The sequence below is a fragment of the Paludibaculum fermentans genome, from assembly GCF_015277775.1.
GTDB lineage: Bacteria > Acidobacteriota > Terriglobia > Bryobacterales > Bryobacteraceae > Paludibaculum > Paludibaculum fermentans.
The window spans coordinates 7,063,421-7,089,732 of sequence record NZ_CP063849.1; the positions used below are offsets into that span (position 1 = coordinate 7,063,421).

Here is a 26,312-nt window from a genome sequence, read left to right on the forward strand (position 1 = left end):
CATCCGCCTGAGCATCGCGTGTGCAAACAAAGTGCCCGGCATCGTGGCTGGCGCGGTCGTTCCAGTCCTTCCTCCTCCATTCCGCGACCACGCGCAAATCGGTTGGTGCCCGCATGCTACGATCTTCTTGCGCCGGTGAGCCTGGACTGCTGATTGCGGCGTGGCCAGGACTATGCGGATCACTCATTTCCTGACGATTGACGGCGATGACACGGCGATGGTTGCCCGCTTGGAAGGCCTGGGGCTGGACCTCTCCGATGCCGGGTCTCGAATTCGTCTGCGCTTCTTCCAGGTGGCCGAGGATGATGTGCGCTGGCATGAGGTATCGCGGTTGCTGGCGGAGCTCGAGGCGAACCAGCACTTCGTCGGCCGGCGGATTGAGACATCCTTCACCAGGCAGGAACTGGCTGCTGCGGACTTCCTCGCCTTGGCCAACTGCTGGACGAGTGGATACCCTGAGCCTTCCGATCTCACCGCGGTCCCCGGCCTGCGTTGTTTGCCCTTCGAACTCGTGAACTACGACTTCGCCGACCGGTGTATCGCCTGCGGCATGGGTTCCCGGCAGAAGGCGCCGTTCCGGATGAAGAAAGAGCCGGCCTGGGGCCGCAGGTCGATTCTCAAGCTGAACTGGGTGCCGGATGAGGTGTTTGTCCGGAGGGATTGTTGGGAGGCCGTCTTCCGCCCTTTCGGAGTCGAGTGCGATCCAGTGTTGCACCATCAATCCGGCGCGGTGCTGGAAACAGTGGTCCAGCTGAGATTGGAAAAGACGGCCAGCCTGCATAGGGAGGGCGTAACGCCCATCATCTGCACGAGGTGTGGCCGCCATAAGTACGCGCCGAATCAGCGAGGCCCGTTTCCGGCTGTCCTCGGCGCAGGGCCGGAGATGACCAAGACCCAAGAGTATTTCGGGCATGACGGAACGGCCTACAACGAGATCCTGGTGACTGCGGCACTTTTCGAAAGCATCCGGTCGGCCGGCTTGAGAGGCGCCGAGTTTCGTCCTTGCGCCAGCCAGGGGAACGCGCGCCCTGCCTCCTCCGGGACGCCATTCCCTGGCTGAAGCCGCGCGGGCGGCTAGAACGACCAGCGGACGGTCACCCGCCCGGAACGCGGCGCTCCGGGCTTCACGTAGAGGTTGTCGTAGGAGCCCGTGAAGTAGCGCGTGTTGGTCAGGTTGTAGGCATTGAACTGAATGCCGAAGTGCCCCACCCGGTAGGACAGCGAGCCTTCCAGTAGCCCGTAGCCCGGCAGGTGGAACGTATTGAAGAGGTCGCCCGACTGGTCCCCGTAACGCCGGCCGCCCAGGCCGATGCCCAGGCCCTTGGCCCAGCCGCGCTGGATCTCGTAGCGCGTCCAAAGATTGAAAGCATGCCGCGGTGCGTTCTGCGTGGGCGTGCCAACAGGAATCGTGTTGTCCTCAGTGACCTTCGCGTTGTTAAAGGCGTAAGCCGTGGTGAGGCTCCAGCCGCCGCGCAGCAGGAAGGTGCTCTCCGCCTCCACGCCCCGGCTGCGCTGTTGGCCGGTGACGATGGAGAAGTTGGGGTGGCCGAGGTCGGCCGTGAGCACATTGCCGCGCCGCAGGTCGTAGAGGGCGAGTGTAGACATCAGCCGGCCATTCAGCAGGCTGGACTTCAGGCCGCCTTCCCATTGACGGCCCTTCTCCGGCGGAGCGAATGTCCCGTTCTCAGCGCCTGCCTCATAAACGCGGCCGGACTGCGGCAGGAAGGAACGGCTATAGCTGCCGTACAAGGCAAGGCCGGGCAGTAGCTGATAGTTCGCGCCGATGCGCGGAGTGAAGGTGGAACTGCTGTGGCCGGGGTCCGGCAGGTCGCGGTTGGAGGTGAAGTTCATGCGTCCTCCGGCGGTCACCGTGAGCCGTTGGCCCAGGCGCAGGTGGTCCTGGAAGTAGAGGCCCGTGAACTGCATTAGCGTATGGCCGGCGTAAGCGGGGATCAATGCGGACGTCTTCGACTGTCCATAGACTGGCCGGAACAGATCGATGGGCGTGTACTGTGACATGTCGCTGAAGTCGATGGATTCGCCGCTGAAGACGGTGGGGTTGCGGAAGTAGTCCACGCCCACCACCACTTCGTGACGGATGGCCCCGGTGTGGAAGACTCCATCCGCGGAGGTGTCGATCGCGTAGTTCTTCCAGTTCTGGTCGTAGCTGAGCGGGTAGCGGTATAGAGTGCGTTCGTCCACGTCCATAAAGCCGGGATAGAGCAGGTTCTTCCAGATCTGGCGGTAGGCGGCGACACGCCCGTTCTGGCGGACCCGGAAGCCTTCGCGGAACTGATGCGTGAACTCCCAGCCGAGCTGGCGGTTGTCCTCGTGCACTGAATTGTCGTCGTTGCCGGTCTCGCCGACATAGCGGCTGACGGGGATTTCGCCGTTGATGTTCGGCAGGACAGTGCCCTGGGCGGGCAGCGGGAAGGCGTGGCGGCCGTTGTCCTGCTGGTAGCGGCCCAGCAGTGTCAGCGAGGTGGCCGGGGTGATGCGCCATGTGACCGAGGGCGCGACATAGGCGCGGTGCAGGCGGGCGTAGTCGACAAATGAATCCTGCCGGCGGTCCAGGGCAAAGACGCGGCCGTACAGCGTGCGTGACCGGTTCAGCGAGCCGCCGAAGTCCACGCTGGGGCTGTTGAAGGCGAAGGATCCGCCAGTGTATTCCAGGTTGAGGAATGCATCGGACTTGGGCCGTTTGCTGCGCAGGTTTACCAGTCCGCCCAGCACGCCCTGGCCGTAGAGGGCGGAAGACGGGCCCTTCATGACTTCCACGGTCTCCAGGCCGCCGATCTCGTCGGCCGTGCCGTTGCCGCCGCGCAGGCCGTCGAGATAGGTGGTGAACGACGAGTCGAAACCGCGAATGCGGTAGTAATCCCAGCCATCGTAGTAGCCGCCGGGCATGATGCCGGCGACATTCCTCAAGGCGTCGTCGAGTCTGACGGCACCCTGGTCGTCGAGCACCTTGCGTGTCACCACTGTGATGCTCTGTGGGATCTCCAGGAGGGGCAAGTCGAGCTTGGCGCCGGAGTTGGTCTCCTCGGCAATGTAGTCGATCTGCGCGACAACCGAGACACTGCTGTGGACGTCTTCGGGGCGCAGGGTGAAGTCGGCCTGGGCGGTGGAGTCCGCCGCCAGGGTCACCGCGCGTTCCGTCGTGGCGAAGCGCGCCGATGAGACGCGGACGGGGAGCGTGCCCATGGGGAGCGCCAGCGTGTAGGCGCCATTGACTCCCGTTCGGGTCTCCACGCGGAAGGCTCCGCAGGAGACAGAGACGGTGGCTCCGGCCAGGGCTGCGCCGGAGGTGTCGGAGACCGTGCCCGAGAGAGTTGCCTCGAACTTCTGCGAGGCCAGGGTGCATGCGGGTGTAGCGGCGGTCTGGTGTTGCTGGGCGGGCGGTTGGGCCGCCAGTGGGATGAGAACGGTAAGTAGAGCTATCAGGTTACGCATCGGCGATCATGGACCTTTCCATTTGCAAAAAAGCGGTTTTCAGGCGACCGGGGCCTCGGATTTTGCGGCGGCGGAGCGCAGGCGCTTCCAGCGGCGTCCGAGGTAGCGGTTCCAATACATCAGCGCTCCGGTGACGGCGAGCGCGGGCAGGCTGAGTCCCAGCAGGGCCCAGAGCGTCTTGATGCCCTGGCCCCAATTCACGCCGAAGTGCAGCGGCGACAGCCAGAACACAAAGGTGCTGCCCAGCGTGGGATTCACGCCGCTGTGCCACACCGCGAGCTGCCGGCCGCTCTCCGGGTGGAAGTAAACATAGTCCATCCGGGTGAAGTCGTTGCGGCGGCCGCGCGACAGGAAGACGGTGATGGGATGGTTGGCGTCCTCGCCCAGGTAGACGCCGGCGAGGCGGCCGGCCGGGAAGTTCCGGACGGCCTGTCCCAGCACGGCCGAGAGATCGGCGGAGCGGCGCTGTGCCTTGATGTGGATCTCCGGTTCGCGCCCGCCTTCCACGGAAGAGAAGACATTTACGACGGCGGCCACCTGCTGGGGGAAGACGAAGTTGATGCCGGAGATGCTCCACATGACGACGAACGCGAGGGTGTAGAAGCCGGCGGCGCTATGCAGGTCGAAGTTGATGCGGCGCCAGCTGCGGCGAAAGTCGACTATCAGGGCCTGGGGCCAGCGCCGGATGCCGGGCCACCAGAGCACGAGACCGGTGAGCGACAGCAGCAACAGGAGCCCGGCTCCGATGGCGTTCACGACATAGCCGGGCAGGCCCAGCAGCAGGTGGATGTGGAGGTCCGAGACCCAGTGGAGCCAGGAGGACTCGATATCGAGCGCGCCCAGCAGATGGCCGTCGGAAGGATCGGCCATGACGAAAAGTTCGCGCCCGCCATCGCCCTGCATGTAGACCAGAACGTTGTCACTCCCCACGCCGGGCAGGTAGCCGCCGCTCAGCCGGAAGTCGGGATAGGCGGTCCGGGCACGTACCATTACGGTGAAGAGGTCCGCGCGCTCAGGGCGGTCCGGATTCGGGGCCCGCATCAGGTGGGGGTAAGTGAGTGCGGCGAGCTCCTGCTTGAAGACGAGAATGGAGCCGGAGATCCCAATGACGATGGCATAAAGGCCCGCAAACAGGCCGACCCAGAGGTGGATCTGGAACAGGGCCTTGCGCCACCAGAGGGGCTGGGGCTTGTCGAGGAAGCTCATCGCCGGTGCGCACCTCGCCTGGTGCGGGTTCCGGGTAGATGCGCCGGGCCTGATGGGGACAACTCACCCGGGCCGCGCATGGGCAGCAGTTCTGTAGTCAAGCATCCTTCCTTCGCCGCGCGGGCTCCGCGCGCCGTTGTCAATGAAGGACTGGCGACCTAGAATTGGGAGTGTCGCCAGCCTTCGGGTTGCCGATAGCCGGGTCTCCACGGTGCTTCGCCAAAAGTTAGCCGTGGAGACCTTTCTCTTTTCGATGACGGTCTCGAGCGTGTGCCGGTTTAGGGGCCGCTGTGCTGCGTACGGCAGCGCTGGGATCGTATTTCCCGTGAGTGGAAGTCCGGCGGGCCGGACCTTCTTGTCCGCTTCAGAGTACATTCCCGTCGAGTTGAGTGTCAAGGTGTATCTGCAAATGACTTGCAATTAACGGGCGTGTAAGCAGATTCAAATGGAGTTATGCGACTGGAATCGTGCAAGTGAATGACGACAGGTGCTCCTGCGCGTCCGGCGCGACGCAGACGTAACATCTTCGAGAGACCGCTCAAAACCGATTGTTATGATGGCAGTCTTTATATAGACTGTCTCCATATGGACCTCCTGCAAGGAACCCTCGAGATGCTCGTGTTGCGGACCCTCCTGTTCGCGCCCCTGCATGGATACGGCATAGCCAAGGCCATCCGTAGCAGTTCGAACGAGGCGCTCGACATTGAATTCGGCTCGTTGTACCCCGCGTTGAAGCGGCTGGAATTGAAGGGCTGGATCGAGTCGAGTTGGGAGGTCTCCGAACACAAACGGCGCGCGAAGTATTACCAGTTGACCGCGGAAGGCCGCAAACAGCTGCAACAGGAGCATTCGAAGTGGGCCGAGTTCGTGGCCGCCGTCGGCCATGTAATGGGACCCTTGCCGCAAGGAGGCAAGTCGTGAACCTGCGGCGACGGCTCAATTACCTGCTGCCCGCCTATCGGCGCGCGGAAGAGCGCGACATGCAGGAGGAACTGAACGCCCTGGCCGAGATGGCGGAACCGGGCGAACTGGGCAACCTGACGAGGGTAGCCGAAGAGGGGCGCGCGGCATGGAACTGGACCTGGCTGGAGCAACTGTACCGCGATGCGCAGTACGCGTTCCGGACCCTGCGGCGCAATCCCGCTTTCACGGCCACGGCCGTCCTCTCGCTGGCGTTGGGTATTGGCGCGAATACGGCCATCTTCAGCCTGGTGGATGCGTTGATGCTGCGCTGGCTGCCTGTGCGGGACCCGCAAGCGCTGGTCCAGGTCAAAATGGGAACCTCGAAGTCCGAATTTGCCGGTGACACCTTCTCTTACGCGATCGTCAACGCATTGGCGGAAGAGCGGACCCTTTTCGAGGGCGTCTGCGGCTTTAGCGGTACCGAGTTCACGATCGGCCCGGTAGGATCCCTGAGCCGCGTGCCTGGAGCGTGGGTGACCGGGGCCTACTATGAAACGCTGGGCCTGAATCCGGAGTTGGGCCGGCTGCTGACCAGAACGGACGATCAGCCTGGAGCCGCGCCGGCGGCCGTGATCAGCGATGGCTACTGGAGCCGTCAATATGCGCGGAGCCCCGGCGTAATCGGACAGACGATCCCGATGAATGGGAAAGCCGTCCCCATCGTGGGTGTGAGCCCGGCCGGCTTCACGGGCGCCAACGTCGGCTCTCCCGCCGATATCACCATCGCCGTGGCTGCACTGCCAAGCCTGCAGCCGGTGGATGAGCCGCTGTTGGGCCGGGGCAACTACTGGCTGCGCGTCCTCGCCCGGCCGCGGCCCGGCCTTTCAGTCCAGCAGGCCACGGCCCACCTGGCTGTGGTTTGGCCGCAGATCGCGGAACGCGAGGTCAGCCCGGCGTGGCCGGCGGCCCAACGAAAGGAGCTGAAGGAAACGCTGCTGCTGCTTGTGCCGGGCGGGACCGGCTACACCTTCCTTCGCGCGATCTTCCAGAAACCGCTGATGGTGCTGATGGGCGTCACGGGGCTGGTGCTGCTGATCGCCTGCGCGAACGTGGCCAGCCTGCTGCTGGCGCGAGCCACGGCCCGCCGGCGCGAGATCTCCGTACGGCTGGCGATTGGCGCCGGGCGCGGGCGCATCATCCGCCAGTTGCTGACCGAGAGCACGCTGCTGGCTTCCATTGGCGCGGCCTTTGGCATTGGCGTGGCCTGGGTCACGGCCCGCTTCCTGTTGGGTACGCTGTCGGCCGGCGGGCATTTCCGCGGGCGGCAGGTGCAGTTCGACCTGACACCGAACTGGCGGGTGCTGGCCTTTACGAGCGCGGTGGCGCTGGCGACCGGTATACTGTTCGGCCTGGCTCCGGCGCTGCAGGCGACTGCGTTGGGCGGAGCGAACACCCTGCAGGAGGACGCACGCGGCGCCCGTTCGCGGTCCAGGCTGCTGTCGTCCCTGGTCAGCCTCCAGGTGGCGCTTTCCCTGATGCTGCTGATCGGCGCCGGCTTGTTCGCGCGGACGTTGCAGAATCTGCAGAATGTGGATCCGGGCTTCCGCCGCGAGGGGGTGCTGCTGGTGGACGTCGACGGGCGGAGCGAAGGCTACAAAGACGAGCGGTTACTGGCGCTCTACAAGGACCTGCCGGAGCGGGTCCGGCGGCTTCCCGGTGTTGCGTCGGCGAGCATTGCCAGCCACACCCCGCTGAGCGGCTCCACCTGGTCAGAGGCGGCCGTGCCCAAGGGACAGGTTCTGCCGGAGAAAGACAACGCCATCTTCGTGGCGGCGGGACCGCGGTTCTTTTCGACGATGCAGACGCGCCTCGTCGCGGGGCGCGAGTTCACTGAACGCGACGACGGCGAGGTCAGGGTGGCGATCGTCAACGAGGCCTACGCAGCCCGCCATTTTCCTGGCCGCAATCCCATCGGCGAGCATCTCATGGCCACGGTGGCCAAGCCGGCCAGGGACCTCGAGATCGTTGGAGTTGTCGCAAACGTAGCCGCCGGGGCTCTCCGACGAGCATCGCATCCGACGGTCTACGTCCCCTTCTTCCAGCAGCCGCCCCGATCGGCTGCCTTGGAGATCCGCGCCTCCGGCTCCCTCGCCCAGGTAGCCGAAGCACTTCGCAAAGAGCTTCAGCCCGCGTTTCCCAGCAGTCCGCTGGAGGTCCGGGCCCTGTCCGAGCAGGTGGAACAGACTCTCGTGCAGGAGCGGCTGATGGCCAGCCTGGCCGGCGGCTTTGGTGTGCTGGGCCTGTTGCTGGCGTGCGCCGGGCTCTACGGGTTGCTGGCCTACAGCGTGGCCCGGCGGACGAAGGAGATCGGTATCCGGGTGGCGCTGGGTGCTCGGCCGCAAGGCGTTCAGTGGATGGTGGCGCGGGGCGCGCTGCGCCTCATCGGGATTGGCGTGTTACTGGGCTTGCCCGCGGCCTGGGCTGCATCGCGATGGGTTGGTTCCATGCTGTTTGGCCTGAGCACAACGGATCCGAAGACCATCATGGTATCCGTCGTTCTGTTGGCCGCAGCGGGTCTCCTGGCCGCCTATCTGCCAGCGCAACGGGCAGCGCGTGTGGAGCCGATGACCGCGCTGCGGCACGAGTGAGAGTAGCCTGGAGTTCCGCTGCGGGATCAGCTACGCCGTCTGCGTCCGCGTCAGGTGCGCCAGGCCCCGCTCTTCAATCTCGAGCTCGCGGATCCTGAACTTCTGCACTTTGCCTGTGACAGTCAGCGGGAACTCGTCGACAAAGCGGAGGTACGCGGGGATCTTGAAGTAAGCGATCTTGCCCTCGCAGTAGCTGCGGATCTCCTCCTCAGTGGCCGTGACGCCCGGTTTCAGGCGGACCCAGGCCAGTACCGCCTCGCCCAGGCGCGCGTCGGGCAGGCCTACCACCTGCGCTTCGGCCACCTTGGGATGCGTATAGAGGAACTCCTCGATCTCACGCGGATAGATGTTCTCTCCTCCGCGCAGGATCATATCCTTCAGCCGTCCAGCCATGCGGAAGCAGCCGTCGGGCCGCATCACCGCCAGGTCGCCGGAGTGCAGCCAGCCATCGGCATCGATCACCTTGGCCGTGGCTGCGTCGTCGCCATCGTAGCCGCGCATCACGAGGTAGCCGCGTGTGCAGAGTTCGCCGGGTTCGCCGGCCGGCAGGGTTGCGCCGCTGGAAGGATCCACAATCTTCACCTGCGTAGCCGGCATGGCGCGCCCGACCGTGGTGCAGCGCAGCTCCAGCGGATCGTCGATGCTCGACATCGTGCTGACCGGCGAACTCTCGGTCTGCCCGTAGCAGATGGTGATCTGCGGGCAGTGCATCTCGTCGATGACGCGCCGCATGACCTCGATGGGACAGGGAGCTCCCGCCATCACGCCCGTGCGGAGCGAACTGAGGTCGAAGCGCGAAAATTCGGGGTGCGCCAGTTCGGCGATGAACATGGTGGGGACTCCGTACAGCGCCGTAGCGCGTTCGGCTTCGATCGCTTCCAACGTTTTGACGACATCGAAGGTGGCGGCGGGCAGGACAATGGCCGCTCCGGTGGCGGCGGCGACCTGTGTTCCGATCACGCAGCCGAAGCAGTGGTAGAGCGGCACCGGCAGGCAGATGCGGTCGAGTTCGCTGGCGCCCAGGCGTTCCCCGATGAAGCGGCCGTTGTTGATGAGGTTCCGGTGCGAGAGCAGCACGCCCTTGGGCGAGCCCGTGGTGCCGGAGGTGTACTGAATGTTGGCGACGTCTCCAGGCAGGATGAGCGGTGCCTGGAACGCTTCGCCCGCGTCCAGCATGGCCTGCCAGTCGCGGGTGCCCAGGTAAAGCGCACGTTCCAGTTCGCATTCAACCCCGGCCACGGATTCCGCCAGAATGGCCCGGTAGTTCGCGCGGGCATCGGACTCGTGGAGAAACAGGACTCGAATGCGGCTCTTCTTGAGCACATAGCGCAGTTCGTGCGACCGGTAGGCCGGGTTCACGTTGACCATCACCAGGCCGGAGAGCGCGCAGGCGTACTGGAGCAGGACCCACTCGGCGCAGTTGGTGGACCAGACGCCCACACGATCGCCCGGGTTCAGGCCCAGGGCAAAGAGGCCGGCGCCGACGCGCTCGGCTTCATGGATAAGCTCATCCCAGGTGTAGCGGAGGCCCTGATGGCGCGAGACCAAAGCCAGGTGGTTTCCGCAGGCCTGGCGTGTCGACTGCAGCACCTCGCCAATGGATCTCTCCCAGACTTCCGCGTCCGGTCCGTGCGTATAGCTACGAAGGTCACACTCCATGGTGGTGCTGGTCATCTTACCTCTGCCCAAAGCCCCAATGTACTGCGCCCGGAGATAAACAGCGAATAGGTTCGATCTATTCAGGCATGAATATCGTTAATGGGTGGCCATGGCTGTGAGCCGCTGCCAAAGCGTGCCGGCCTCGGGATCAAAGAGGATGGCTGTTTTGGCGGGCATGACACGCCACAGGCCTTGCCGGATCTCGTCCTTGAGCTGAGCGCTGGACCAGCCCGTATAGCCGGCGACGGTGCGCGAATCGGGGGATGCGGGCTGCGCCCGGTCAAGCAGGTAGACGCCGTCCACCAACTTGCTGCCAGCGGGCGGCTTCTGGCCGGCCCGGACCCGGAGCAGGGACCGGAAGCCGGAGGCCACGGGCCCGCCGGCGAAACGGCCATCGCCAAGAGGCCGGTTGAGCACCAGGCCGCGGACGGCCTGCCCGTCGTTCTGGATGATCAGGATGACCGTGCGGGTAAACCCTTCATCGCGGAGTTGCGGACTGGCGATGAGCAGGGTGCCGGGCTGCGGATCCTGGGCCGCGAGTACGGACGCTCCAATCAGACACAAAGTTGCCAGTTTGAACGGCATGGAGAATCGGTCCCCGGAGAGGGGCCTTCAGGGGTATTCAGCGCTTAACCGGCGCGGGGGCCAGCAGTCCGCGCACCGCGCGCAGGTTGTCGTCGATCCTCTCCCAGGCGCCTTCGTAGAAGCAGAGGTCCGCGCACCACCACCCGATGTGGGGGATATTGAGCAGCTTCGGCGCCAGGAACGGCCACGGCACATGGCCCTCCCCGATGGGCAGATGCGTGCTGGTGTCGTCGTTCACCAAAGTGCCATCGGAATCAATGACATGCACCGCACCGATGGAGCCGTGGAGCTTGGCAATGAACTCGGCCACGCCGCCCTCCAGGATCTCCCGTTTCCCATGCTGCCGCGAACCCACCACACCACACATGTAGGCGTGGGCTGTGTCGAACAGGATCTGGAACCAGGGATGCCCGACCAGTTCATGCATCTCAATGACTTCCGAGGGCTTATTGAACAGGAAGCCGGGTTCGAACTCCCAGGCCATCAGGACGTGGGCCTGGCGGGCGGCGTCGGCGCAATCGCGCCAGAGGTCGGCCAGGCGATGGAACGCAGTGTGATAGTCCTCGTCCGGGATGGAGCCGGGCGCGCCCACCGAATCGACCCGGATCATGGGGCTGCCCAGGTCGTGGCACAGGTCGAGCAGGCGCCGGAAGAGGTCGAGATAGGCGGTTCTGTTCTCGGGAATCGTCGGGTTGGCTGAGCCCAAGTCTGAGGAATAGCCCGATATGCCCAGGCCAAGGTCGGAGAGGAGCGCCTTCAGTTCCGCTCGGGCCGCCGGGGTAGCGTAGGCCTCGGGCGTCACGTGCGGTGGATAGCCGCTGAGTTCAATGCCGTCGAATCCGGCCGCGGCGAGCCGTCTAGCAATCTCGGGAATGCTCTTCGGGTTCGCGGCATACGGCCCGAAAGCAAACGACCAGGTACCCATCGAGAGCTTCATCTGTTTACTCTCAGCACGCATCATTGTCGCGCAAATTCCGGTGCAAGTGGAGGGCGGAGTTCCCGCAGGGCTCTAGGGTCACTTGCTGAGGGTTTCGCCAAAAAACATCCCATGAATATGAAGCTTGACGGAACCCCTGCCGATACAACAAAATAGGGGAGTCTTATGGGGGCGCTTTGGTCGGCGTCTGGGGGGAGTTCAGATTTGGTTGACCGGAAGGCAGAATGAAGCAGAACTTCCTTATCCCGCTTTGCATTATTTCCACACTGATCCTCTCTGCTGCTGTACCGGCGTTTGCAGTTACCGCCACCACACAGAAGAGCCCAACCGCTTCCACCAAACGATCGAAATCGAGGCGCGCAGGCGCAACTACCGTTTCGCGATCGACGATCGTCAAGCGTAGCCCCGCCGCAAAATCGTTCGCCGGCACGGCCACGATCAAACCGGCAACCGCCCGGAGTACAGTCGCTCCGCGCCGTGTCAGGAAGTATTACAGTCCCTGGGACACCCCGACCTTCGCCGACTCCACTTACGGTGACGTAGTGGATGGTGAGGATCTGGCGATCCGCCGCGCCGCCGTGCAGGCCCTTGGGCCGTATAACGGAAGTGTTGTGGTGGTAGATCCCACGACGGGCCGCGTGATGACGATGGTCAACCAGAAACTGGCTTTGACCGGCGCCTACCAGCCCTGCTCCACCATCAAGCTGGTGGCCGGCCTGGCCGGACTGAGCGAAGGCATCATCGAGCGCGAAACCCGCCTGCGGCTGTCGCGCCGCGAGTCGATCAACCTGACGACCGCCCTGGCCAAGTCTAACAACGCCTACTTTGCCAACGTGGGTGAGAAACTCGGCTTCGAGAAGATCAACTACTACGGCCGTCTGTTCGGCTTGGGCGAGAAGGCCGGCATCAATATCGAAGGCGAGAGCGCCGGGATCTTCCCGGAAGAGAAGCCGAAGGGCGTTCCGAACGGCATGATGACGAGCTTCGGCGAGGCGATCGGCCTGACGCCGCTGCAGCTAGCGGCCATCGTTTCGTCCATCGCCAACGGCGGAACCCTTTATTATCTGCAGTATCCGCGCACGCTGGCGGAAGTGAGCAGCCTGGTTCCGCAGGTTAAGCGGCAGCTCGATATCGCCCAGCAGATTCCTGAGATGCGCCCCGGCATGATGGGTGCCGTGGAGTTTGGCACGGCCCGCCGCGCCAACTACGACACGAATGAGCCGATCTTCGGCAAGACCGGAACCTGCACCGACTCGCGTACGCACCTGGGCTGGTTCGGCAGCTTCAACGAAGTGGGCAAGAGCAAGCTCGTGGTGGTGGTCCTGCTGACCGGCGGCAAGAGCGTCAACGGTCCCGTGGCGGCCGGCATCGCGGGGCAGGTTTACAAGAACCTGTCGGAAGCTCAGTTCTTTACGACCCAGCAGCCGCACGCCACCGCCCCGACAGCGATGATCCACTCCGGCGACGTTCACTAGTCCTCACACCTTCCACTCGATTGCTATAGTTGGGGTAGTTCGCTACCCCGACTATGGGCATTGGCCTCTCACTCCGGCATCTGCGTGCAACCGTTGTCGCGCTTGCCTGCCTGGTATTGGGTCCCTACTCCTGGGGCTTTCTGCCCGCACTCTCTCAACAAGATGGACAATCCTGCGGGATGAGTTGCTGCCGGCGCAGCGGGACCTGCTGCTGCCGCAACACGCGAACAGCGGCTCCGGTTTCCAGCTGGCAGGCTGCTCGCGGATGCCCGCCCGGATGCCTGCAGCGGGCTGTGCTGCCCACTGCCCTGCCGGGCTTGGCCGCGAACTCAAGCCGGACCAATGTTGCTGAGGTCCCCGCCTCCAACGAGCCCGCACCGTTCGATGCAAGCCTGCCACGCCGTTCCGCGGAGTTCTCTCTCTTTCAACGCCCGCCTCCTCCTGCCATTTGAATTCCGCCCTGACAGCCGCCTATCGTGGACGGCTGCCTCGTCGTCTTTTGATTGCTCAGGAGAATCTCTATGTCACCCATATTCAAGGGCTTGGCGTTGGGCGCCACGGTCGTATTGATGGCCGGGAGTTTGAGGGCGGAAACACAGGATGAGGCCATCCACCGCCTGCAGGAGAAATTCATCGCCCCCTGCTGCTGGGCGGAAAGCGTAGCCGTGCATCGGTCTGAGGCCGCGGCCGGGATGCGGGTCGAGATCGCCAGGCTCTATAAACAGGGAGTTTCGGAGCAGGAGATCACGCAGCGCTATGTCAGCCAGTACGGCGAGCGAATCCTGATGGTGCCGTCCGGAAGCAAGTTCACCTGGCTGATCGTGATCCCCGTGACGGTTACGCTGGTGGCCGGTTTCGCGCTGATGGTCTTCCTGCGACGCCGAGCCCACGCGGAGCCGGCTGCTGAGCCGGCACGGCTGGCCACCGTTCCCGATGAGGAGATCGACTGGTGAAGGGGGAGGGCCGGCGTCAACCGGCCCTTGGCTCTGACACCCGGCCCCCAGCCGGGCAGGGAGGTGTTACTGTTCGTCGGCCGAGGGGCCGTAGACGGCCGGCACGGGGATGTCCAACAGCCGGTAGTAGACGCCCAATTGCGCCCGGTGATGGATGAGGTGGTTTAGGATCATCGACCGGATCACGGTGTAGCGGGACATCTTGAACATCACATTGCCGTTCATCTTCAGGGCCCACTCAGTTTGGAAGTCCTCGTCCGTCGCCGATGCCACCGCGGCGGTGATGTCGGCGGCGTGCTGATCGAAGCGGGCCAACGCGTCGGCGGCCGAGGTGATGCGCTTGGGCTGTTCCAGCGGTTTGCCCTCGGGGGCCAGGTCGAGTTCGGAGGACCCCATCGTCATCTTGCCCCACAACGGAATCGTGGCCAAGTGCGTGGCCAAAGCGCCCAATTCGAACGACTTGTCGTGCGGTTTGAAAGTCAGTTTGTCTTCAGGCAGACGTTCGAGCGTCTTCCGTGTCTTGGCGAGTTCCTGCTCAAGTTCAGGTTTCAATAGTTCGCTGATTGCCATTGGGACTTTCCACTCCTGGATCAAGATAGCAGCCCCAGTGGGCTGCTTTAGATATCTTAATGGGAGAGATTCCCGAAGGCAAATAAAAAGCGAAAGTGAAACGCTGAGCCGGAGCGGAGTTTACATTACTCTTCGGGTTGCGGTTCTTCCGTTTCGCGATCGTGCGGGCGCACCATCGGCGGAGCGGGGGGCGGCGGCGGCTGTTCCGCGGCCCGGATCTCGATGAGCTTGGCGTCGACGGCGCGCAGGAGTTCCTTCAGGCCTTTGCCGGTCACAGCCGACATTTTGAAGAGCGGCATGCCGTGTTTCTTGGCCCGGCGCTCGAGCGCACGCAGGCGATTTACGTCCTGGGCGACGTCGAGCTTGGTGGCCACGACGAACATGGGCTTGCCGGAGAGTTCCTCGCTGAAGCTGGCCAACTCATTGAGAATGATGTCGAAATCGGTCTTGGGCTCGCGGCCGCTCATCTCACTGACGTCCACCAGGTGGAGCAGTAGCTTGGTGCGCTCGACGTGGCGTAGAAACTGGATGCCGAGGCCGTGGCCCTCGTGGGCGCCCTCGATGATGCCGGGGATGTCGGCGACCACAAAGCTGCGCAGGTCGTCCAGTTGGACGACGCCCAAATTGGGTTCGAGTGTCGTAAACGGGTAGTCGGCGATCTTTGGTTTGGCGGCGGAGATACGGGAAATCAGGGTGGACTTGCCCGCGTTCGGGAAGCCGACCAGGCCGACGTCGGCCAATAACTTCAATTCCAGCCGGATGCGCTTTTCCTGTCCAGGAGAACCGGGCTCATGCCGAGTGGGGGCCTGATGAGTGGAGGTGGCGAAATGCTGATTGCCCCGGCCGCCTCTTCCGCCGTTGGCGATGGTGTAGCGGTCGCCAGGGAAAGTGAAATCATGCAGGATCTCTCCGGTTTCCCAGTCCCAGGCGATGGTGCCGACGGGGACGGGCGCTTCGACATCGCGGCCATTGCGGCCCGTACGGTTGCTGCCTTCGCCATGGCGCCCGCGTTCGGCCGTGTGTTCCGGATTGAAGCGGAAATGGAGGAGGGTATTGTGGTGTTCGCTGGCGACCAGGACTACGTCGCCGCCGCGGCCGCCGTCGCCGCCGCTGGGTCCACCCTTGGGGACGTACTTTTCGCGCCGGAACGCCATACACCCGTTGCCGCCGTCGCCTGCTTTTACCTTAATAATGACTTCATCAACGAACATCCATGCACCTGATCCGATCAGTCGACCGACAATAGAAAAGGCCGCCCGCGGTAGCACCGCCCGGCGGCCTGATACTTTACGCGCTCTTCAAGGAGCGAAGAAAAACTAGCCTTCGAGAGCGAAGACGCTAACCCACTTGCCCATCCGGCCGCGGTCTCTCCACTCGACACGGCCCGGGACGGTGGCGAACAGGGTATCGTCCTTCCCGATGCCGACGTTTTCGCCGGCTTTGTAGCGCGTGCCGCGCTGCCGCACGATGATGGAGCCGCCGGTGACAACCTGGCCGCTGAAAACTTTGATGCCCAGACGTTGCGCGTTGGAATCACGCCCGTTCTTTGAGCTGCCGAGACCTTTTTTATGCGCCATTACTAATCTTCTCCTAGCTCAGAAGGCTTACGCCAAGATCTCGGCGATGGTCACCGATGTCTGGTTCTGCCGGTGGCCGATCGTCTTCTTGTACTGCTTCTTGCGCTTGAACTTGAAGACCAGGATCTTGGGCGCGCGATCGTGACCCTTGATGGAGCCCTTCACCTTCGCGCCGGCCACGTCTTTACCCACCACAAGCTCGCCGTCGTCCTTGCCAATAGCCAGAACTTTGTCGAACTCCACAGCCGCGCCGGCATCACCGGCCAGCGTTTCCACCACGATGGTGTCGCCCGGCGAGACGCGATACTGTTTTCCGCCCGTTTCGATCACTGCGTACATAGCTGGAATCCTCTTGAAGTCACGCGCGCTTTAAACAGCGACGCGGGAGGGAGTAACTTACGCGCATGCACACTGCTTGTGCGCTGCAAGTTCCGCAATCTCTAATATGGCACGGTTGGCCCGGCTGGCGCAAATCCGGGAAGCATTCCGCAGCCAGAAACTCAGCCCTGGGCCATGCGGTCGGCCCAGCGGAGAAAGCGCACCAATTCGGCGCGGTGCTGCCAGGAGAAGCGCCAGAAGTCGGCTGCGGTAATGCGTTCGGCGTGCAGGCCCCAATAGGTCTCGATGCGCCACAGGAGGTAGGGCGACCGCCAGGGTGTCAGGCGGTAGCCGCGCGTCGATCTCCACAGGAAGCAAAGCATCCGATTTACTGGAGTGAGCCGTTGGCCGCGGTCGATTTCTTCCTGGGCGGTTCAGGAGAGGCGTAGTAGCCGCTGCGCGTGCGGACCGTGTAACGGCCGCCGTTGGCGGTGACCTTGATCGTCCGGAAAGTTCCGTCCAGATTCTGATTGGTCGGCGAGTAGGCGATTACGTATTGGCTTCGAATGTCCTGCGCGACCTGTTCGGCCAGCGCTTCCACATCCGCCACGTCGCCGGGGTAGAAACTGGCGCCGCCGGAGGCCTTGGTGAGCGCGTCAATGGCCCGTTCCGCCTTCTTGCGGGACCGGGCGTCTTCCTTGCCCAGGATGCCGATGCCATAGATGATGACCTGGTCCAGTTTGTGGGCCTTCTCGACCAGTTTCTCGAGTGTGATGCCGGTGGAGGCGGTGTCGTCGCCGTCGGTGACCACCAGGATGACCTTTTTGTCCTTCTTGCCTTCCTGCTTCAAGTGGTCCATCGACATGGAAATCGCATCGCGCATGGCGGTGCCGCCGCGCGAATCGATGCGAGCCACGCCCTCTTCCATCTTGGCGATCTCATTGGTGAAAGGAACGTCCAGATAGGCATCGTCGTTGAAGTTGACGATGAAGACCTCATCCTGCCGGTTGGAGGCTTTGACGAGCTTGATGGCCGCGGCTTCCACACGCTGGCGTTTGTCGCGCATGCTGCCGCTGTTGTCGATGACCAGGCCCATGGAGACGGGCACGTCTTCCCGGCGGAACAGCTTAACCGGCTGTTCTACTTTGTTCTCATAGACTTTAAAGGCGCCTTGGGGAAGGTTGGTGACGAGCCTGCCCTTGCTGTCGAGCACGGAGCAGTGCAGCACCACCAGGCGCGTATCGACGCGAATCACGCTTTGATCGTCCGGGGTCTCGGGCTTCACCTGAGCATCAATGTGTCCAAGGAACAACGAGCCCAGGACGGCGAGAAGGCCGAACTTACTGCGTAGGTGCATAGTATCCCTGCCGGTGGAGCGGCTTTAACGGCGGCATCCCGCGCGGCTGGTTTAATTTTACCGTGACTCGCCGGTACTTCCCATCCCGGGTCTGGTTTTTCGACATGTAACCCAGAACGTACTGATTCCTGAGCTCAATTCCAATCTTGGCGGCGATGTCGGGCAAGTCGTTGAGGTTGTCGACCGGGAAGTTGCGCCCGCCGGTCATCTCGGTGAGTTCGCTCAGCAGGCCCGGGCCGGAAAGCTCCTCGGCGCTGCGGCTGCGGGAGCCGATGGGTTCGTAGATGCCGATGGCATACATCTGGGCGTCTGCTTCCCGGAGGAGGGTGCGGACTTCATTCTCGGTGTAGCGGCTGGAGTTGTCTCCGCCGTCGGAGATGATCAACAGGGCCTTGCGCGGGTTTTTGGCCTTCTTTAAGGTCTGCAGGGCCATATAGATGCCGTCGAGCAGGGCGGTGCGGCCTTTGGCCTGGGTGAAGGTGAGGCGGCTTTGGATGTCCTCGGTGTTCTGGGTGAATGGCACGACGAGCTGCGGCCGGTCGTTGAACTGGATGAGGAAGAATTCATCTTCCGGATTCGCAGTTTTGAAGAACTGGGCGGAGGCCTGGCGGCTCTTGCTCAACTTGCTGCCCATGGAGCCGCTGGCGTCGAAAACGAGGCCAACGGAGAGCGGCGCGTCGAAGCTGGCGAAGTAGGTGATCTCCTGCTCGACCTTGTCTTCAAAGACGCGGAAGTTCTCCTTTTCCATGCCGGTGACGAACTGATTGAGCGGCGTGGTGACCGTCACCGGGATCAACACAACATTGGTGTCGATGCGCAGGTTCGGGGTGATGCGATCGCTCTCTGGCGTGTCGGCGCCCGGTTTGGGACGGGGTGTGATTTGAGGCCTCGGCTGTTGGCCCGAGAGGCCTCCCGGGATCGCCATGATCCCGCCTAAGAGACAGAAAATAAAACAGTTTCTGCTAAATTTAAACATCTGTCTCCCGGTCTGGTGTCCCAAGTATATCATGCGGACTTTTTGTGCTATGCTCGATTGTGCCCCCCAAAATTCTGGGTGTCATACCCGCTCGTTTCGCGTCCGTCCGATTCCCAGGCAAACCCATCGCTACACTGGCCGGAAAACCGATGATCCAGCATGTGTGGGAGCGGACGAGGCTTGCGAAGCTGCCACAGCGCACACTCATCGCCACAGACGATGAGCGCATCGCCGACACGGCACGCGGCTTTGGGGCAGAAGTCGTCATAACCCGCCACGATCACTTATCCGGCACGGACCGTGTGGCTGAAGCCGCCTCCACGACCGATGCCGAGATCATCGTCAACATCCAGGGAGACGAGCCGCTCATCGATCCGGACGCGATCGATGCCGCCATCACTGTCCTGTTAGACGATCCAGAATGCCAAATGGCCACATTGAAAAAGCGCATTGTGGAGCGCGATGAGATTGAGAATCCTAATGTTGTCAAAGTGGTCACCGGTCACGATGGGCGCGCGCTGTACTTTTCCCGCCACCCGATTCCCTACGACCGGGGCGACTCGGCGGAGTACTGGAAACATATTGGGCTGTACGTGTATCGCCGGGCGCTGCTGCTCGGCTACTCTACTTTGAGACCCGGCGTCCTTGAACAGAACGAAAAACTGGAGCAACTCCGTGCGCTGGAGAACGGAATCTCCATCCGGGTGGCCGAAACACGCTACGAAACGATTGGCGTCGATACGCCAGAGGATCTCCTGCACGTAGAATCGCTGCTCTTCACTGCTTCTATTCCCACCACCAATCATGGCTAAGTACATCTTCGTCACCGGCGGCGTCGTCTCCTCCCTGGGGAAAGGGATCGCCGCCGCGTCCATCGGATGCCTTCTGGAAAGCCGGGGCCTTCGGGTGAACATGCAGAAGTTCGACCCGTATCTGAATGTCGATCCTGGCACGATGAGCCCCTTCCAGCACGGGGAAGTGTTCGTGACCGACGACGGCGCCGAAACCGATCTCGACCTGGGCCACTACGAGCGGTTTACCCACGCGCATCTTTCTCAAAACAATAACCTGACCTCAGGGCGCATCTACGAGCGAATCATCACGCGCGAGCGCCGTGGCGACTATCTGGGTAAAACCGTCCAGGTTATTCCCCACGTGACGAACGAGATCAAGGCCGCGGCGCACAAGGTGGCCGAAGGCGTCGATGTCGTCATCTGTGAGATCGGCGGCACGGTGGGCGACATCGAATCGCAGCCGTTCACGGAAGCCATCCGGCAGATGCGGCACGAGTTGGGCCGGCGGAACACGCTGTTTGTCCACGTGTCGTATGTGCCCTGGATCGCCGCCGCGCAGGAGTTGAAGACGAAGCCGACCCAGCACTCCGTCAAGGAGTTGCGGGCCATGGGTATCCAGCCGGATATCCTGGTGTGCCGGTCGGAACGGCCGCTGCCGGAAGATCAGTGCGACAAGATCGCCCTCTTCTGCGACGTGGACAAGAAAGCGGTCATCTCCGCCTACGACGTGAAGACGGTCTACCAGTGTCCGGTGATGTTCGCCGAGCAGGGTGTCGACGACCTGATTGTCGAGTTGCTGCACCTGGATACCGCAGGGCCACGCGACCTCAGCGAGTGGACTTCGATGCTGGACGCGCTGGCGAATCCGAAAGATGAAGTCCACATTGGTCTCGTGGGCAAGTATGTGGAGTATGAAGACTCCTATAAGTCGCTGAAAGAGGCGCTGTTGCACGCCGGGATCCATCATCGGGTCAAGGTGAAGATGAGCTGGATCGAGTCCGAGGAGATGTTCTGGCCGGAGTGCGTGGACAAGTTGGAACACTATGACGGCATTCTGGTGCCGGGCGGTTTTGGCAAGCGCGGCGTGGAAGGGATGTTGAATGCGATCCGCTATGCACGCGAGAAGCAGGTGCCGTACTTCGGGATCTGTCTGGGCATGCAGACCGCGGTGATCGAGTTTGCTCGGAACGTGTGCGGGATGGCCGGAGCGGATTCAACTGAGTTCGACAACGGCGCGCTGCACCCTGTTATCTATAAGTTGCGGGATCTGCTGGGCGTGGAAGAGTTGGGCGGGACGATGCGGCTGGGCGCCTATGAGTGCCTGTTGCTGGAGGGCTCGTTTGCGCGCGCGGCCTACGGTACGGAAGTGATCAGCGAGCGCCACCGGCACCGCTACGAATTCAACCGTACGTACGAGAAACCTTTGACCGAGAAAGGGTTGCGGATCACCGGGCAGTCGCGGGACGGCAAGTTCGTGGAGATCTGCGAACTGCCGGATCATCCTTACTTCCTGGGGTGCCAGTTCCATCCTGAGTTCAAGTCGAAGCCGCTGGAGCCGCACCCGCTGTTCCAGTCGTTCATCGGCGCCGCCGTCGAATTTCACCAAAAACGGATGGAAACGGAAACCAATCCGCTGTTTGCTGGATAGATGACACCGATCACTGTAATCCCGGGCGTGGTTTTCGGCGATGGTTCGCTGCAGTTCATTTGCGGTCCATGCGTGATCGAATCAGAGGAGAGCATTCACCGGTTGGCGGCCGGGATTGGCGCGAGCCTGGGCGCTCCCTATGTGTTCAAGGCGTCCTTCGACAAGGCGAACCGCTCGTCGGTGGATTCCTATCGAGGCCCGGGGATGAAGGCCGGCTTGAAGATCCTGGCGAGTGTGAAGAAGTCGATGGGGTTGCCCATCCTGACGGATATCCACGAGCCCAGCCAGTGCGCCAAGGTGGCGGAAGTGGCTGACGTCCTCCAGATTCCGGCATTCCTATGCAGGCAGACCGATCTGCTGCTGGAGGCGGGGAAGACGGGCCGTATCGTCAACATAAAGAAGGGCCAGTTCGTGGCTCCGTTGGATCTGCGGCATGCGGCGGACAAGGTGGCGTCGACCGGCAACACGAAGATCATCCTGACGGAGCGCGGCTCGTCGTTCGGCTACAACAACCTGGTGGTGGATATGCGCGGGTTGGTGATGATGCGCTCGATCGGGTACCCGGTGGTATTTGATGCGACGCATTCGGTGCAGTTGCCTGGAGCGGCCGGGTCGAAGTCGGGCGGATCGCCGGAGTTTATTGCTCCGCTGTCGCGGGCGGCGGTCGCGACCGGGATCGATGGTGTCTTTCTCGAGGTGCATGACAATCCGGCGGCGGCGCTTTCCGATGGTGCGAATGCGCTGAAACTGGACCTGTTACAATCTCTGGCGGAGACATTGCGCCGGTTGCACGCGGCACGAATCGGGTAAGATCTCTTGCACGCCACGGGCCTGCCTTGCGTCTAGAATAGAGTCAAGAACAATTCTCAAAGGAGAGAGTAGCCATGCGCCGTGTTCAGGACCGCCGCCGCCGGGGCTTTTCGCTGATCGAACTCTTAATCGTTATTGCCATCATCCTGGTGATTGCGGCAATCGCTGCTCCGAAACTGAACAATGCCCGTATGCACTCGCAGGAGATGGCGGCGATCCGCCAGATCAATACGGTGCACACGGCGCAAACGCAATACTTCTCGCAGTTCGGGAAGTTTGCTGAGAATCTGGCCCAGTTAGGGCCGCCGGCCTCTGGAAACGCAGGGCCTGCCGCGTCCGACCTGATCCCGGGCGATCTGGCGTTGGGCCAGAAGACGGGCTACATCTTCACGGTGGCGATTACGAAGGAAGGGTACACGGTGACCGCCGTACCGCAAGCCTTCAACAATACAGGCCGCCGGACCTTCTTCTCCGACCAGTCGCTGGTGATCCGTGAAAACTGGGGCGCTGAACCCGCCACAGTCGCCAGCAAAGAGATCAAGTAGCCATCGATTAGCAAGTTGCCGCTGTGCTCCGGCTGATGCCGGGAGCCTAGCCCGAAGTCTGTCCACCCAAATCCATTTGACCATTGCGTGATGCCCCAGACGCCCTTGCCGGCGCCATGGGAGAGGTGTGTCCAAATCTGAACTGTCAGGAGATAGTGCCATGAAGCTGGTCCGGAACCGCCGCCGCGGATTCTCCCTCATCGAATTGCTGGTCGTGATCGCGATCATCCTGGTGATCGTGGCCATCGCCATCCCCAAAATGGATGCAGCCCTCGCGAATGCCCGCGAGATGGCAGCCATCGGCCACGTACGGACGATCCTTACCGCGCAGACACAGTATGCGTCGCAGTATGGGAAATTTGCGGAGCGGCTGAGCCAGTTGGGACCGCCGGCCTCGGGCGGGACCGGACCGGACGGGGCGAACCTGATTTCGGGCGACCTGGCGGGCGGGCGGAAGTCGGGGTTCCTTTTCCAACTGTCGGTTGCGGGGGAAGGGTATGCGATTCAGGCGGTTCCGGCGGTGTTTGGCGGGACTGGGCGGCGGACGTTCTACTCTGACCAAACGATGGTGATCCGGCAGAACTGGGGCGGTGAACCGGCCACCGCCCAGAGTCCTGAGATTCCGTAAGAACTAGAAACTAAACGTGAACGTAGCGTAGGTGTTGGTCCAGCGGTCGTTAGTCTTCACTGCCGGCGTAGCGCCGATGGGCGGGCCGGAGGTGTCGACGACATAGACTCGGGACAGGACACCCAGGCGGAAGTGCTGGCCGCGGTCGAGGGCGACGCTGCCTCCCAACAGCGCGTAATACCCCCAGCCGTCACGGGCTTGGCAGACCGGGCAACCGATCTGGAAGTAGTCGCTGGGCTGCTTGAGGAGTTCGGTGTAGCGAGCGTAGGCTCCGCCGCCGCCGCCGTAGAACTCCACGCGGCCTTTCGCCAGGGGGGCGACGACACGCGCGCCCATGGGGACAAAGAACTGGAAGTCGCGGATGCGGAGCGGTCCGTAACCGGTGTCGAGATAGTCATTTACGTCGGCTGAATTGTAGGCGGAGTCGAGGCCGATATCGAGCTGCAGGTACTTCACCGGCCGGAATCCGTAGTCAAAGGTCCAGGCTGGTGCGACCTTGTAGTACGGCTTCAGGTCGGCTCCGGGAACTGCCGCGCCGATGCCGGCCGTGATGTGATTGCGCTGGAAATCCCGTCCCCACGACTGCGCGAAGGCACTGCCTGCCCCAATTGCCGAAACGATCAAGCAGACCAAGGCTTTTTTCATACGCCCTCCTGACGCGGCTGTGAGAGGGTCCGTTTCAATTCAACTAGTATTGTGATTTGTTTGGTTTGCGGGTGGTTCGAGGGTAGGGGTGGGAATCCAGCCCATGTTGACAGAGAAACTCCAGAATGGATATCCTACAGGCACAAACGTGATTCGAATCGAACCGCACCCCTGGGACGTGATGTTGCGGCACGCTCTCGACTGCTACCCCCGTGAATGCTGCGGCATCATGCTGGGCACTTTGAACGACGGGGACGAACGCACCGTCACTGCCGCCATCGCCTGCCGAAATTCCTACGAAGGCGACCAATCGGACCGATTTGAGCTGGATCCGAAAGACCAGCTTGCCGCCCAGCGACTGGCTCGGGAACAGAAGCTCGAGGTTCTGGGATTCTTTCATTCCCACCCCGACTGCGACTCGTATTTTTCGGCGACGGACCTGGCTAACTCGTGGCCGTGGTATTCCAATGTCGTGATTTCGATTGTCGGCGGGGCGCTGAACCAAGCCAAGGCCTTCCGGGCCAACGATACACAAACTGAATCGACTGAAGAGATCCTGACATGGCCACAATCCTGATTCCGACTCCCCTCCGCCAGTATGCCGGCGGACAGAGCAGCGTGGACGCAGCGGGCGCCAGCGTGAGCGAAGTCCTGGCGTCGCTTACCTCGCAGCACCCCGCCTTGAAGAACCATCTTTACAACGACGAAGGGCGCCTGCGCTCGTTCGTGAACATTTACGTGAATGATGAGGACATCCGCTACCTGGACAAGGAGAAGACTGCCGTGGCGGCGGCCGATACGCTGAGTATCGTGCCCTCGATTGCGGGAGGCGCTGCGTGAGCCTGACGGCGGAAGAACTGGACCGGTATTCACGGCACATCATGCTGCCCGAGGTGGGCGCCGAGGGCCAGGAGAAGCTGAAGAATTCCAAGGTCCTGCTGGTGGGCACCGGCGGGCTGGGCGCTCCGCTGGGTTTGTACCTGGCGGCGGCCGGCGTGGGCACGATCGGACTGGTGGACTTCGATACGGTCAGCGTTTCGAACCTGCAACGGCAGGTGATTCACGGCACGAAGGATATCGGCCGGCGGAAGCTGGATTCCGCGGCGGATACGTTGCTGGACATCAATCCAAACGTCAATATCGTCAAGCACGAGGTGGCCCTGACCAGCGAAAATGCGCTGGCGATTGTGGGCGCCTATGACGTGGTGGCCGACGGGACGGACAACTTCCCGACGCGCTACCTGGTGAACGACGCCTGCGTGCTGACGGGCAAGCCGAACGCTTATGGTTCGATCTTCCGGTTTGAGGGCCAGGCTTCAGTGTTCGCGACCGAAGAGGGTCCGTGCTATCGCTGCCTGTATCCGGAGCCTCCTCCTCCCGGACTGGTTCCGAGCTGCGCCGAAGGCGGCGTGCTGGGGATTTTGCCGGGCGTCATCGGGCTGATCCAGGCGACGGAAGTGGTGAAGCTTCTCTTGGGGATCGGGCAGACGCTGGCCGGCCGGCTGCTGCTGTACGATGCCATGAACATGAAGTTCCGCGAGCTGAAGCTGCGGAAGAATCCGGATTGCCCGGTATGCGGCACGAACCGGACTGTCACCAAACTGATCGATTATCATCAATTCTGTGGAATGCCAAAAGAAATCTCTGCCCTTGAAGTGAAAGCGAAGCTGGCGCGGAAGGATGATTTTGTCCTGATTGATGTGCGGGAGCCGCACGAGCATCAGGCGCGGAACATTCCGGAAGCGACGCTGATCCCGCTGGGCCAACTGCCGCAGCGGATGCTGGAGATCGACCGGTCGAAGCTGGTGATTGTGCACTGCAAGTCGGGTATGCGTTCGGCAAAGGCGTGTACGCTGCTGCGCGAAAGCGGGTATCCGAATGTGCTGAACATGACCGGCGGAATTGACGCCTACCCGGCCAGCTAGAACCAGCCACTGTTTGAAAACGAACCCGGTCTTGGCGAGCCCTCTGGACTCAGCCAACATCGGGTTTCTTCATTTTTGGGGCGGTCGCGGCGGTCGGCTCGCGCGCACAACACTGAAGTTTCAACTTGACAATCCGGTCAGTCCGTTCAATACTCAAGTCACGACTTCAGTGTTGCCGGGATGCAAGAAAGGAAAGAACATGGCCGATCAACCCGTGATTCATAGCACTTTCGTGATTGAACGAAGGTATCCGAAATCGCCCGAACAGGTCTTCGCCGCTTTCTCCGAGGTGGAGAAGAAGAAACGTTGGTTTGCTGTGGGTGAACATCATGATGTGGAGGAGTTCGAGATGGATTTCCGGGTGGGCGGCGCGGAGCGGCTGCGCTACCGGTTCAATGACAAGAGCCCGTTTCCGGGAGTGCCGCTGATCAGCGAAGGCACTTACCTCGACATCGTCCCGAACCGGCGGATCGTTTCGGCGTCGAGCATGGCGATGGGCGAGCATCGGTTCTCCAGTTCGCTGGTGACCATTGAAGTGGTCCCGGTGGAAGGCGGCACGGATCTGATCTGCACGCACCAAGGCGCGTTTTTCGAACGGGCCGATGGCCCGGAGATGCGGGAAGCCGGCTGGAAGAAGCTGTTGGACAACCTGGGGCAAGCGCTCGCCTAGCTGCCTCTGGCAAGCTTTTGGAAACAGGAG

The 26,312-nt window shown here is 62.4% G+C and carries 27 protein-coding genes; 14 read left to right on the forward strand and 13 right to left on the reverse strand.

Annotated features, from left to right (window positions below; genetic code table 11):
• The first annotated feature begins 172 nt into the window (after window positions 1–172).
• On the forward strand, window positions 173–1,060 hold the full coding sequence (locus IRI77_RS27925; protein WP_194448259.1) for a hypothetical protein: 888 nt from the start codon (window positions 173–175) through the stop codon (window positions 1,058–1,060).
• 14 nt (window positions 1,061–1,074) lie between these two features.
• Here the strand turns inward: IRI77_RS27925 and IRI77_RS27930 are convergent, their stop codons facing one another.
• Window positions 1,075–3,453 (reverse strand): TonB-dependent siderophore receptor, encoded by a 2,379-nt coding sequence (locus tag IRI77_RS27930; RefSeq protein ID WP_194448260.1) that lies wholly within the window; start codon window positions 3,451–3,453, stop codon window positions 1,075–1,077.
• Between the two features lie 39 nt (window positions 3,454–3,492).
• On the reverse strand, window positions 3,493–4,659 hold the full coding sequence (locus tag IRI77_RS27935) for a PepSY-associated TM helix domain-containing protein (RefSeq protein ID WP_194448261.1): 1,167 nt from the start codon (window positions 4,657–4,659) through the stop codon (window positions 3,493–3,495).
• Window positions 4,660–5,244: 585 nt separating this feature from the next.
• Between IRI77_RS27935 and IRI77_RS27940 the strand changes: the two genes are divergently transcribed.
• Window positions 5,245–5,580: a PadR family transcriptional regulator gene (locus IRI77_RS27940; protein WP_194448262.1), complete on the forward strand. Its 336-nt coding sequence runs from the start codon at window positions 5,245–5,247 to the stop codon at window positions 5,578–5,580.
• The gene (locus tag IRI77_RS27945; protein ID WP_194448263.1) at window positions 5,577–8,210 is read left to right on the forward strand and encodes an ABC transporter permease; all 2,634 of its coding nucleotides are present in this window, start codon (window positions 5,577–5,579) and stop codon (window positions 8,208–8,210) included. The genes IRI77_RS27940 and IRI77_RS27945 overlap by 4 nt, the downstream gene beginning before the upstream one ends.
• 30 nt (window positions 8,211–8,240) lie before the next feature.
• Here the strand turns inward: IRI77_RS27945 and IRI77_RS27950 are convergent, their stop codons facing one another.
• The 3 genes from IRI77_RS27950 to IRI77_RS27960 all read right to left on the reverse strand — a co-directional run bounded on the left by IRI77_RS27950 (window position 8,241) and on the right by IRI77_RS27960 (window position 11,415).
• Window positions 8,241–9,884, reverse strand: coding sequence for an AMP-binding protein (locus tag IRI77_RS27950; protein ID WP_194448264.1), 1,644 nt, complete (start codon window positions 9,882–9,884; stop codon window positions 8,241–8,243).
• 81 nt (window positions 9,885–9,965) lie between these two features.
• Window positions 9,966–10,454: a YqgE/AlgH family protein gene (locus IRI77_RS27955; RefSeq protein ID WP_194448265.1), complete on the reverse strand. Its 489-nt coding sequence runs from the start codon at window positions 10,452–10,454 to the stop codon at window positions 9,966–9,968.
• Window positions 10,455–10,491: 37 nt separating this feature from the next.
• Window positions 10,492–11,415, reverse strand: a complete 924-nt coding sequence (locus IRI77_RS27960) for a sugar phosphate isomerase/epimerase family protein (RefSeq protein WP_194448266.1) — start codon at window positions 11,413–11,415, stop codon at window positions 10,492–10,494.
• A 200-nt stretch (window positions 11,416–11,615) separates the two neighbouring features.
• Between IRI77_RS27960 and IRI77_RS27965 the strand changes: the two genes are divergently transcribed.
• Both IRI77_RS27965 and IRI77_RS27970 read left to right on the forward strand, forming a co-directional pair.
• A complete protein-coding gene (locus IRI77_RS27965) occupies window positions 11,616–12,866 on the forward strand; it encodes a penicillin-binding transpeptidase domain-containing protein (protein WP_194448267.1) in 1,251 nt (416 codons plus the stop codon).
• Between the two features lie 521 nt (window positions 12,867–13,387).
• Window positions 13,388–13,819, forward strand: a complete 432-nt coding sequence (locus IRI77_RS27970; RefSeq protein WP_194448268.1) for a cytochrome c-type biogenesis protein — start codon at window positions 13,388–13,390, stop codon at window positions 13,817–13,819.
• A gap of 66 nt (window positions 13,820–13,885) precedes the next feature.
• On the opposite strand, the gene IRI77_RS27975 is transcribed toward IRI77_RS27970, so the two are convergent.
• The 7 genes from IRI77_RS27975 to IRI77_RS28005 all read right to left on the reverse strand — a co-directional run bounded on the left by IRI77_RS27975 (window position 13,886) and on the right by IRI77_RS28005 (window position 18,566).
• Window positions 13,886–14,389, reverse strand: a complete 504-nt coding sequence (locus IRI77_RS27975) for a DinB family protein (RefSeq protein WP_194448269.1) — start codon at window positions 14,387–14,389, stop codon at window positions 13,886–13,888.
• 125 nt (window positions 14,390–14,514) lie between these two features.
• The gene (gene obgE / locus IRI77_RS27980; protein ID WP_194448270.1) at window positions 14,515–15,600 is read right to left on the reverse strand and encodes a GTPase ObgE; all 1,086 of its coding nucleotides are present in this window, start codon (window positions 15,598–15,600) and stop codon (window positions 14,515–14,517) included.
• Between the two features lie 105 nt (window positions 15,601–15,705).
• Entirely contained in the window at window positions 15,706–15,966 is a 261-nt protein-coding gene (rpmA, locus tag IRI77_RS27985; RefSeq protein WP_194448271.1) for a 50S ribosomal protein L27, read from the reverse strand.
• A 27-nt stretch (window positions 15,967–15,993) separates the two neighbouring features.
• A complete protein-coding gene (gene rplU / locus IRI77_RS27990) occupies window positions 15,994–16,305 on the reverse strand; it encodes a 50S ribosomal protein L21 (RefSeq protein WP_194448272.1) in 312 nt (103 codons plus the stop codon).
• A 161-nt stretch (window positions 16,306–16,466) separates the two neighbouring features.
• Window positions 16,467–16,667: a hypothetical protein gene (locus tag IRI77_RS27995; RefSeq protein WP_194448273.1), complete on the reverse strand. Its 201-nt coding sequence runs from the start codon at window positions 16,665–16,667 to the stop codon at window positions 16,467–16,469.
• Between the two features lie 5 nt (window positions 16,668–16,672).
• On the reverse strand, window positions 16,673–17,641 hold the full coding sequence (locus IRI77_RS28000) for a VWA domain-containing protein (RefSeq protein ID WP_194448274.1): 969 nt from the start codon (window positions 17,639–17,641) through the stop codon (window positions 16,673–16,675).
• Entirely contained in the window at window positions 17,625–18,566 is a 942-nt protein-coding gene (locus IRI77_RS28005; protein WP_194448275.1) for a VWA domain-containing protein, read from the reverse strand. Before IRI77_RS28005 ends, IRI77_RS28000 begins: the two co-directional genes overlap by 17 nt.
• A 110-nt stretch (window positions 18,567–18,676) precedes the next feature.
• On the opposite strand from IRI77_RS28005, the gene kdsB reads away from it, so the two are divergent.
• The 5 genes from kdsB to IRI77_RS28030 all read left to right on the forward strand — a co-directional run bounded on the left by kdsB (window position 18,677) and on the right by IRI77_RS28030 (window position 23,042).
• Window positions 18,677–19,429, forward strand: a complete 753-nt coding sequence (kdsB, locus tag IRI77_RS28010) for a 3-deoxy-manno-octulosonate cytidylyltransferase (RefSeq protein ID WP_194448276.1) — start codon at window positions 18,677–18,679, stop codon at window positions 19,427–19,429.
• Window positions 19,419–21,059, forward strand: coding sequence for a CTP synthase (locus IRI77_RS28015; RefSeq protein WP_228486857.1), 1,641 nt, complete (start codon window positions 19,419–19,421; stop codon window positions 21,057–21,059). Before kdsB ends, IRI77_RS28015 begins: the two co-directional genes overlap by 11 nt.
• On the forward strand, window positions 21,060–21,869 hold the full coding sequence (gene kdsA, locus IRI77_RS28020; RefSeq protein ID WP_194448278.1) for a 3-deoxy-8-phosphooctulonate synthase: 810 nt from the start codon (window positions 21,060–21,062) through the stop codon (window positions 21,867–21,869).
• A gap of 74 nt (window positions 21,870–21,943) precedes the next feature.
• Window positions 21,944–22,414, forward strand: a complete 471-nt coding sequence (locus tag IRI77_RS28025; RefSeq protein WP_194448279.1) for a prepilin-type N-terminal cleavage/methylation domain-containing protein — start codon at window positions 21,944–21,946, stop codon at window positions 22,412–22,414.
• A 160-nt stretch (window positions 22,415–22,574) separates the two neighbouring features.
• On the forward strand, window positions 22,575–23,042 hold the full coding sequence (locus IRI77_RS28030) for a prepilin-type N-terminal cleavage/methylation domain-containing protein (RefSeq protein WP_194448280.1): 468 nt from the start codon (window positions 22,575–22,577) through the stop codon (window positions 23,040–23,042).
• A gap of 3 nt (window positions 23,043–23,045) precedes the next feature.
• Here IRI77_RS28030 and IRI77_RS28035 read toward each other — a convergent pair whose 3' ends face one another.
• Window positions 23,046–23,687 (reverse strand): hypothetical protein, encoded by a 642-nt coding sequence (locus IRI77_RS28035; protein WP_194448281.1) that lies wholly within the window; start codon window positions 23,685–23,687, stop codon window positions 23,046–23,048.
• A gap of 181 nt (window positions 23,688–23,868) precedes the next feature.
• Between IRI77_RS28035 and IRI77_RS28040 the strand changes: the two genes are divergently transcribed.
• The 4 genes from IRI77_RS28040 to IRI77_RS28055 all read left to right on the forward strand — a co-directional run bounded on the left by IRI77_RS28040 (window position 23,869) and on the right by IRI77_RS28055 (window position 26,282).
• Window positions 23,869–24,264: a M67 family metallopeptidase gene (locus IRI77_RS28040; RefSeq protein WP_407674123.1), complete on the forward strand. Its 396-nt coding sequence runs from the start codon at window positions 23,869–23,871 to the stop codon at window positions 24,262–24,264.
• On the forward strand, window positions 24,249–24,527 hold the full coding sequence (locus IRI77_RS28045; RefSeq protein WP_194448283.1) for a ubiquitin-like small modifier protein 1: 279 nt from the start codon (window positions 24,249–24,251) through the stop codon (window positions 24,525–24,527). The genes IRI77_RS28040 and IRI77_RS28045 overlap by 16 nt, the downstream gene beginning before the upstream one ends.
• A gap of 41 nt (window positions 24,528–24,568) precedes the next feature.
• A complete protein-coding gene (moeB, locus tag IRI77_RS28050; RefSeq protein ID WP_194453818.1) occupies window positions 24,569–25,612 on the forward strand; it encodes a molybdopterin-synthase adenylyltransferase MoeB in 1,044 nt (347 codons plus the stop codon).
• A 199-nt stretch (window positions 25,613–25,811) separates the two neighbouring features.
• Complete coding sequence (locus IRI77_RS28055; protein ID WP_194448284.1) at window positions 25,812–26,282, forward strand: SRPBCC family protein; 471 nt, start codon at window positions 25,812–25,814, stop codon at window positions 26,280–26,282.
• The last annotated feature ends 30 nt before the right edge of the window (window positions 26,283–26,312 follow it).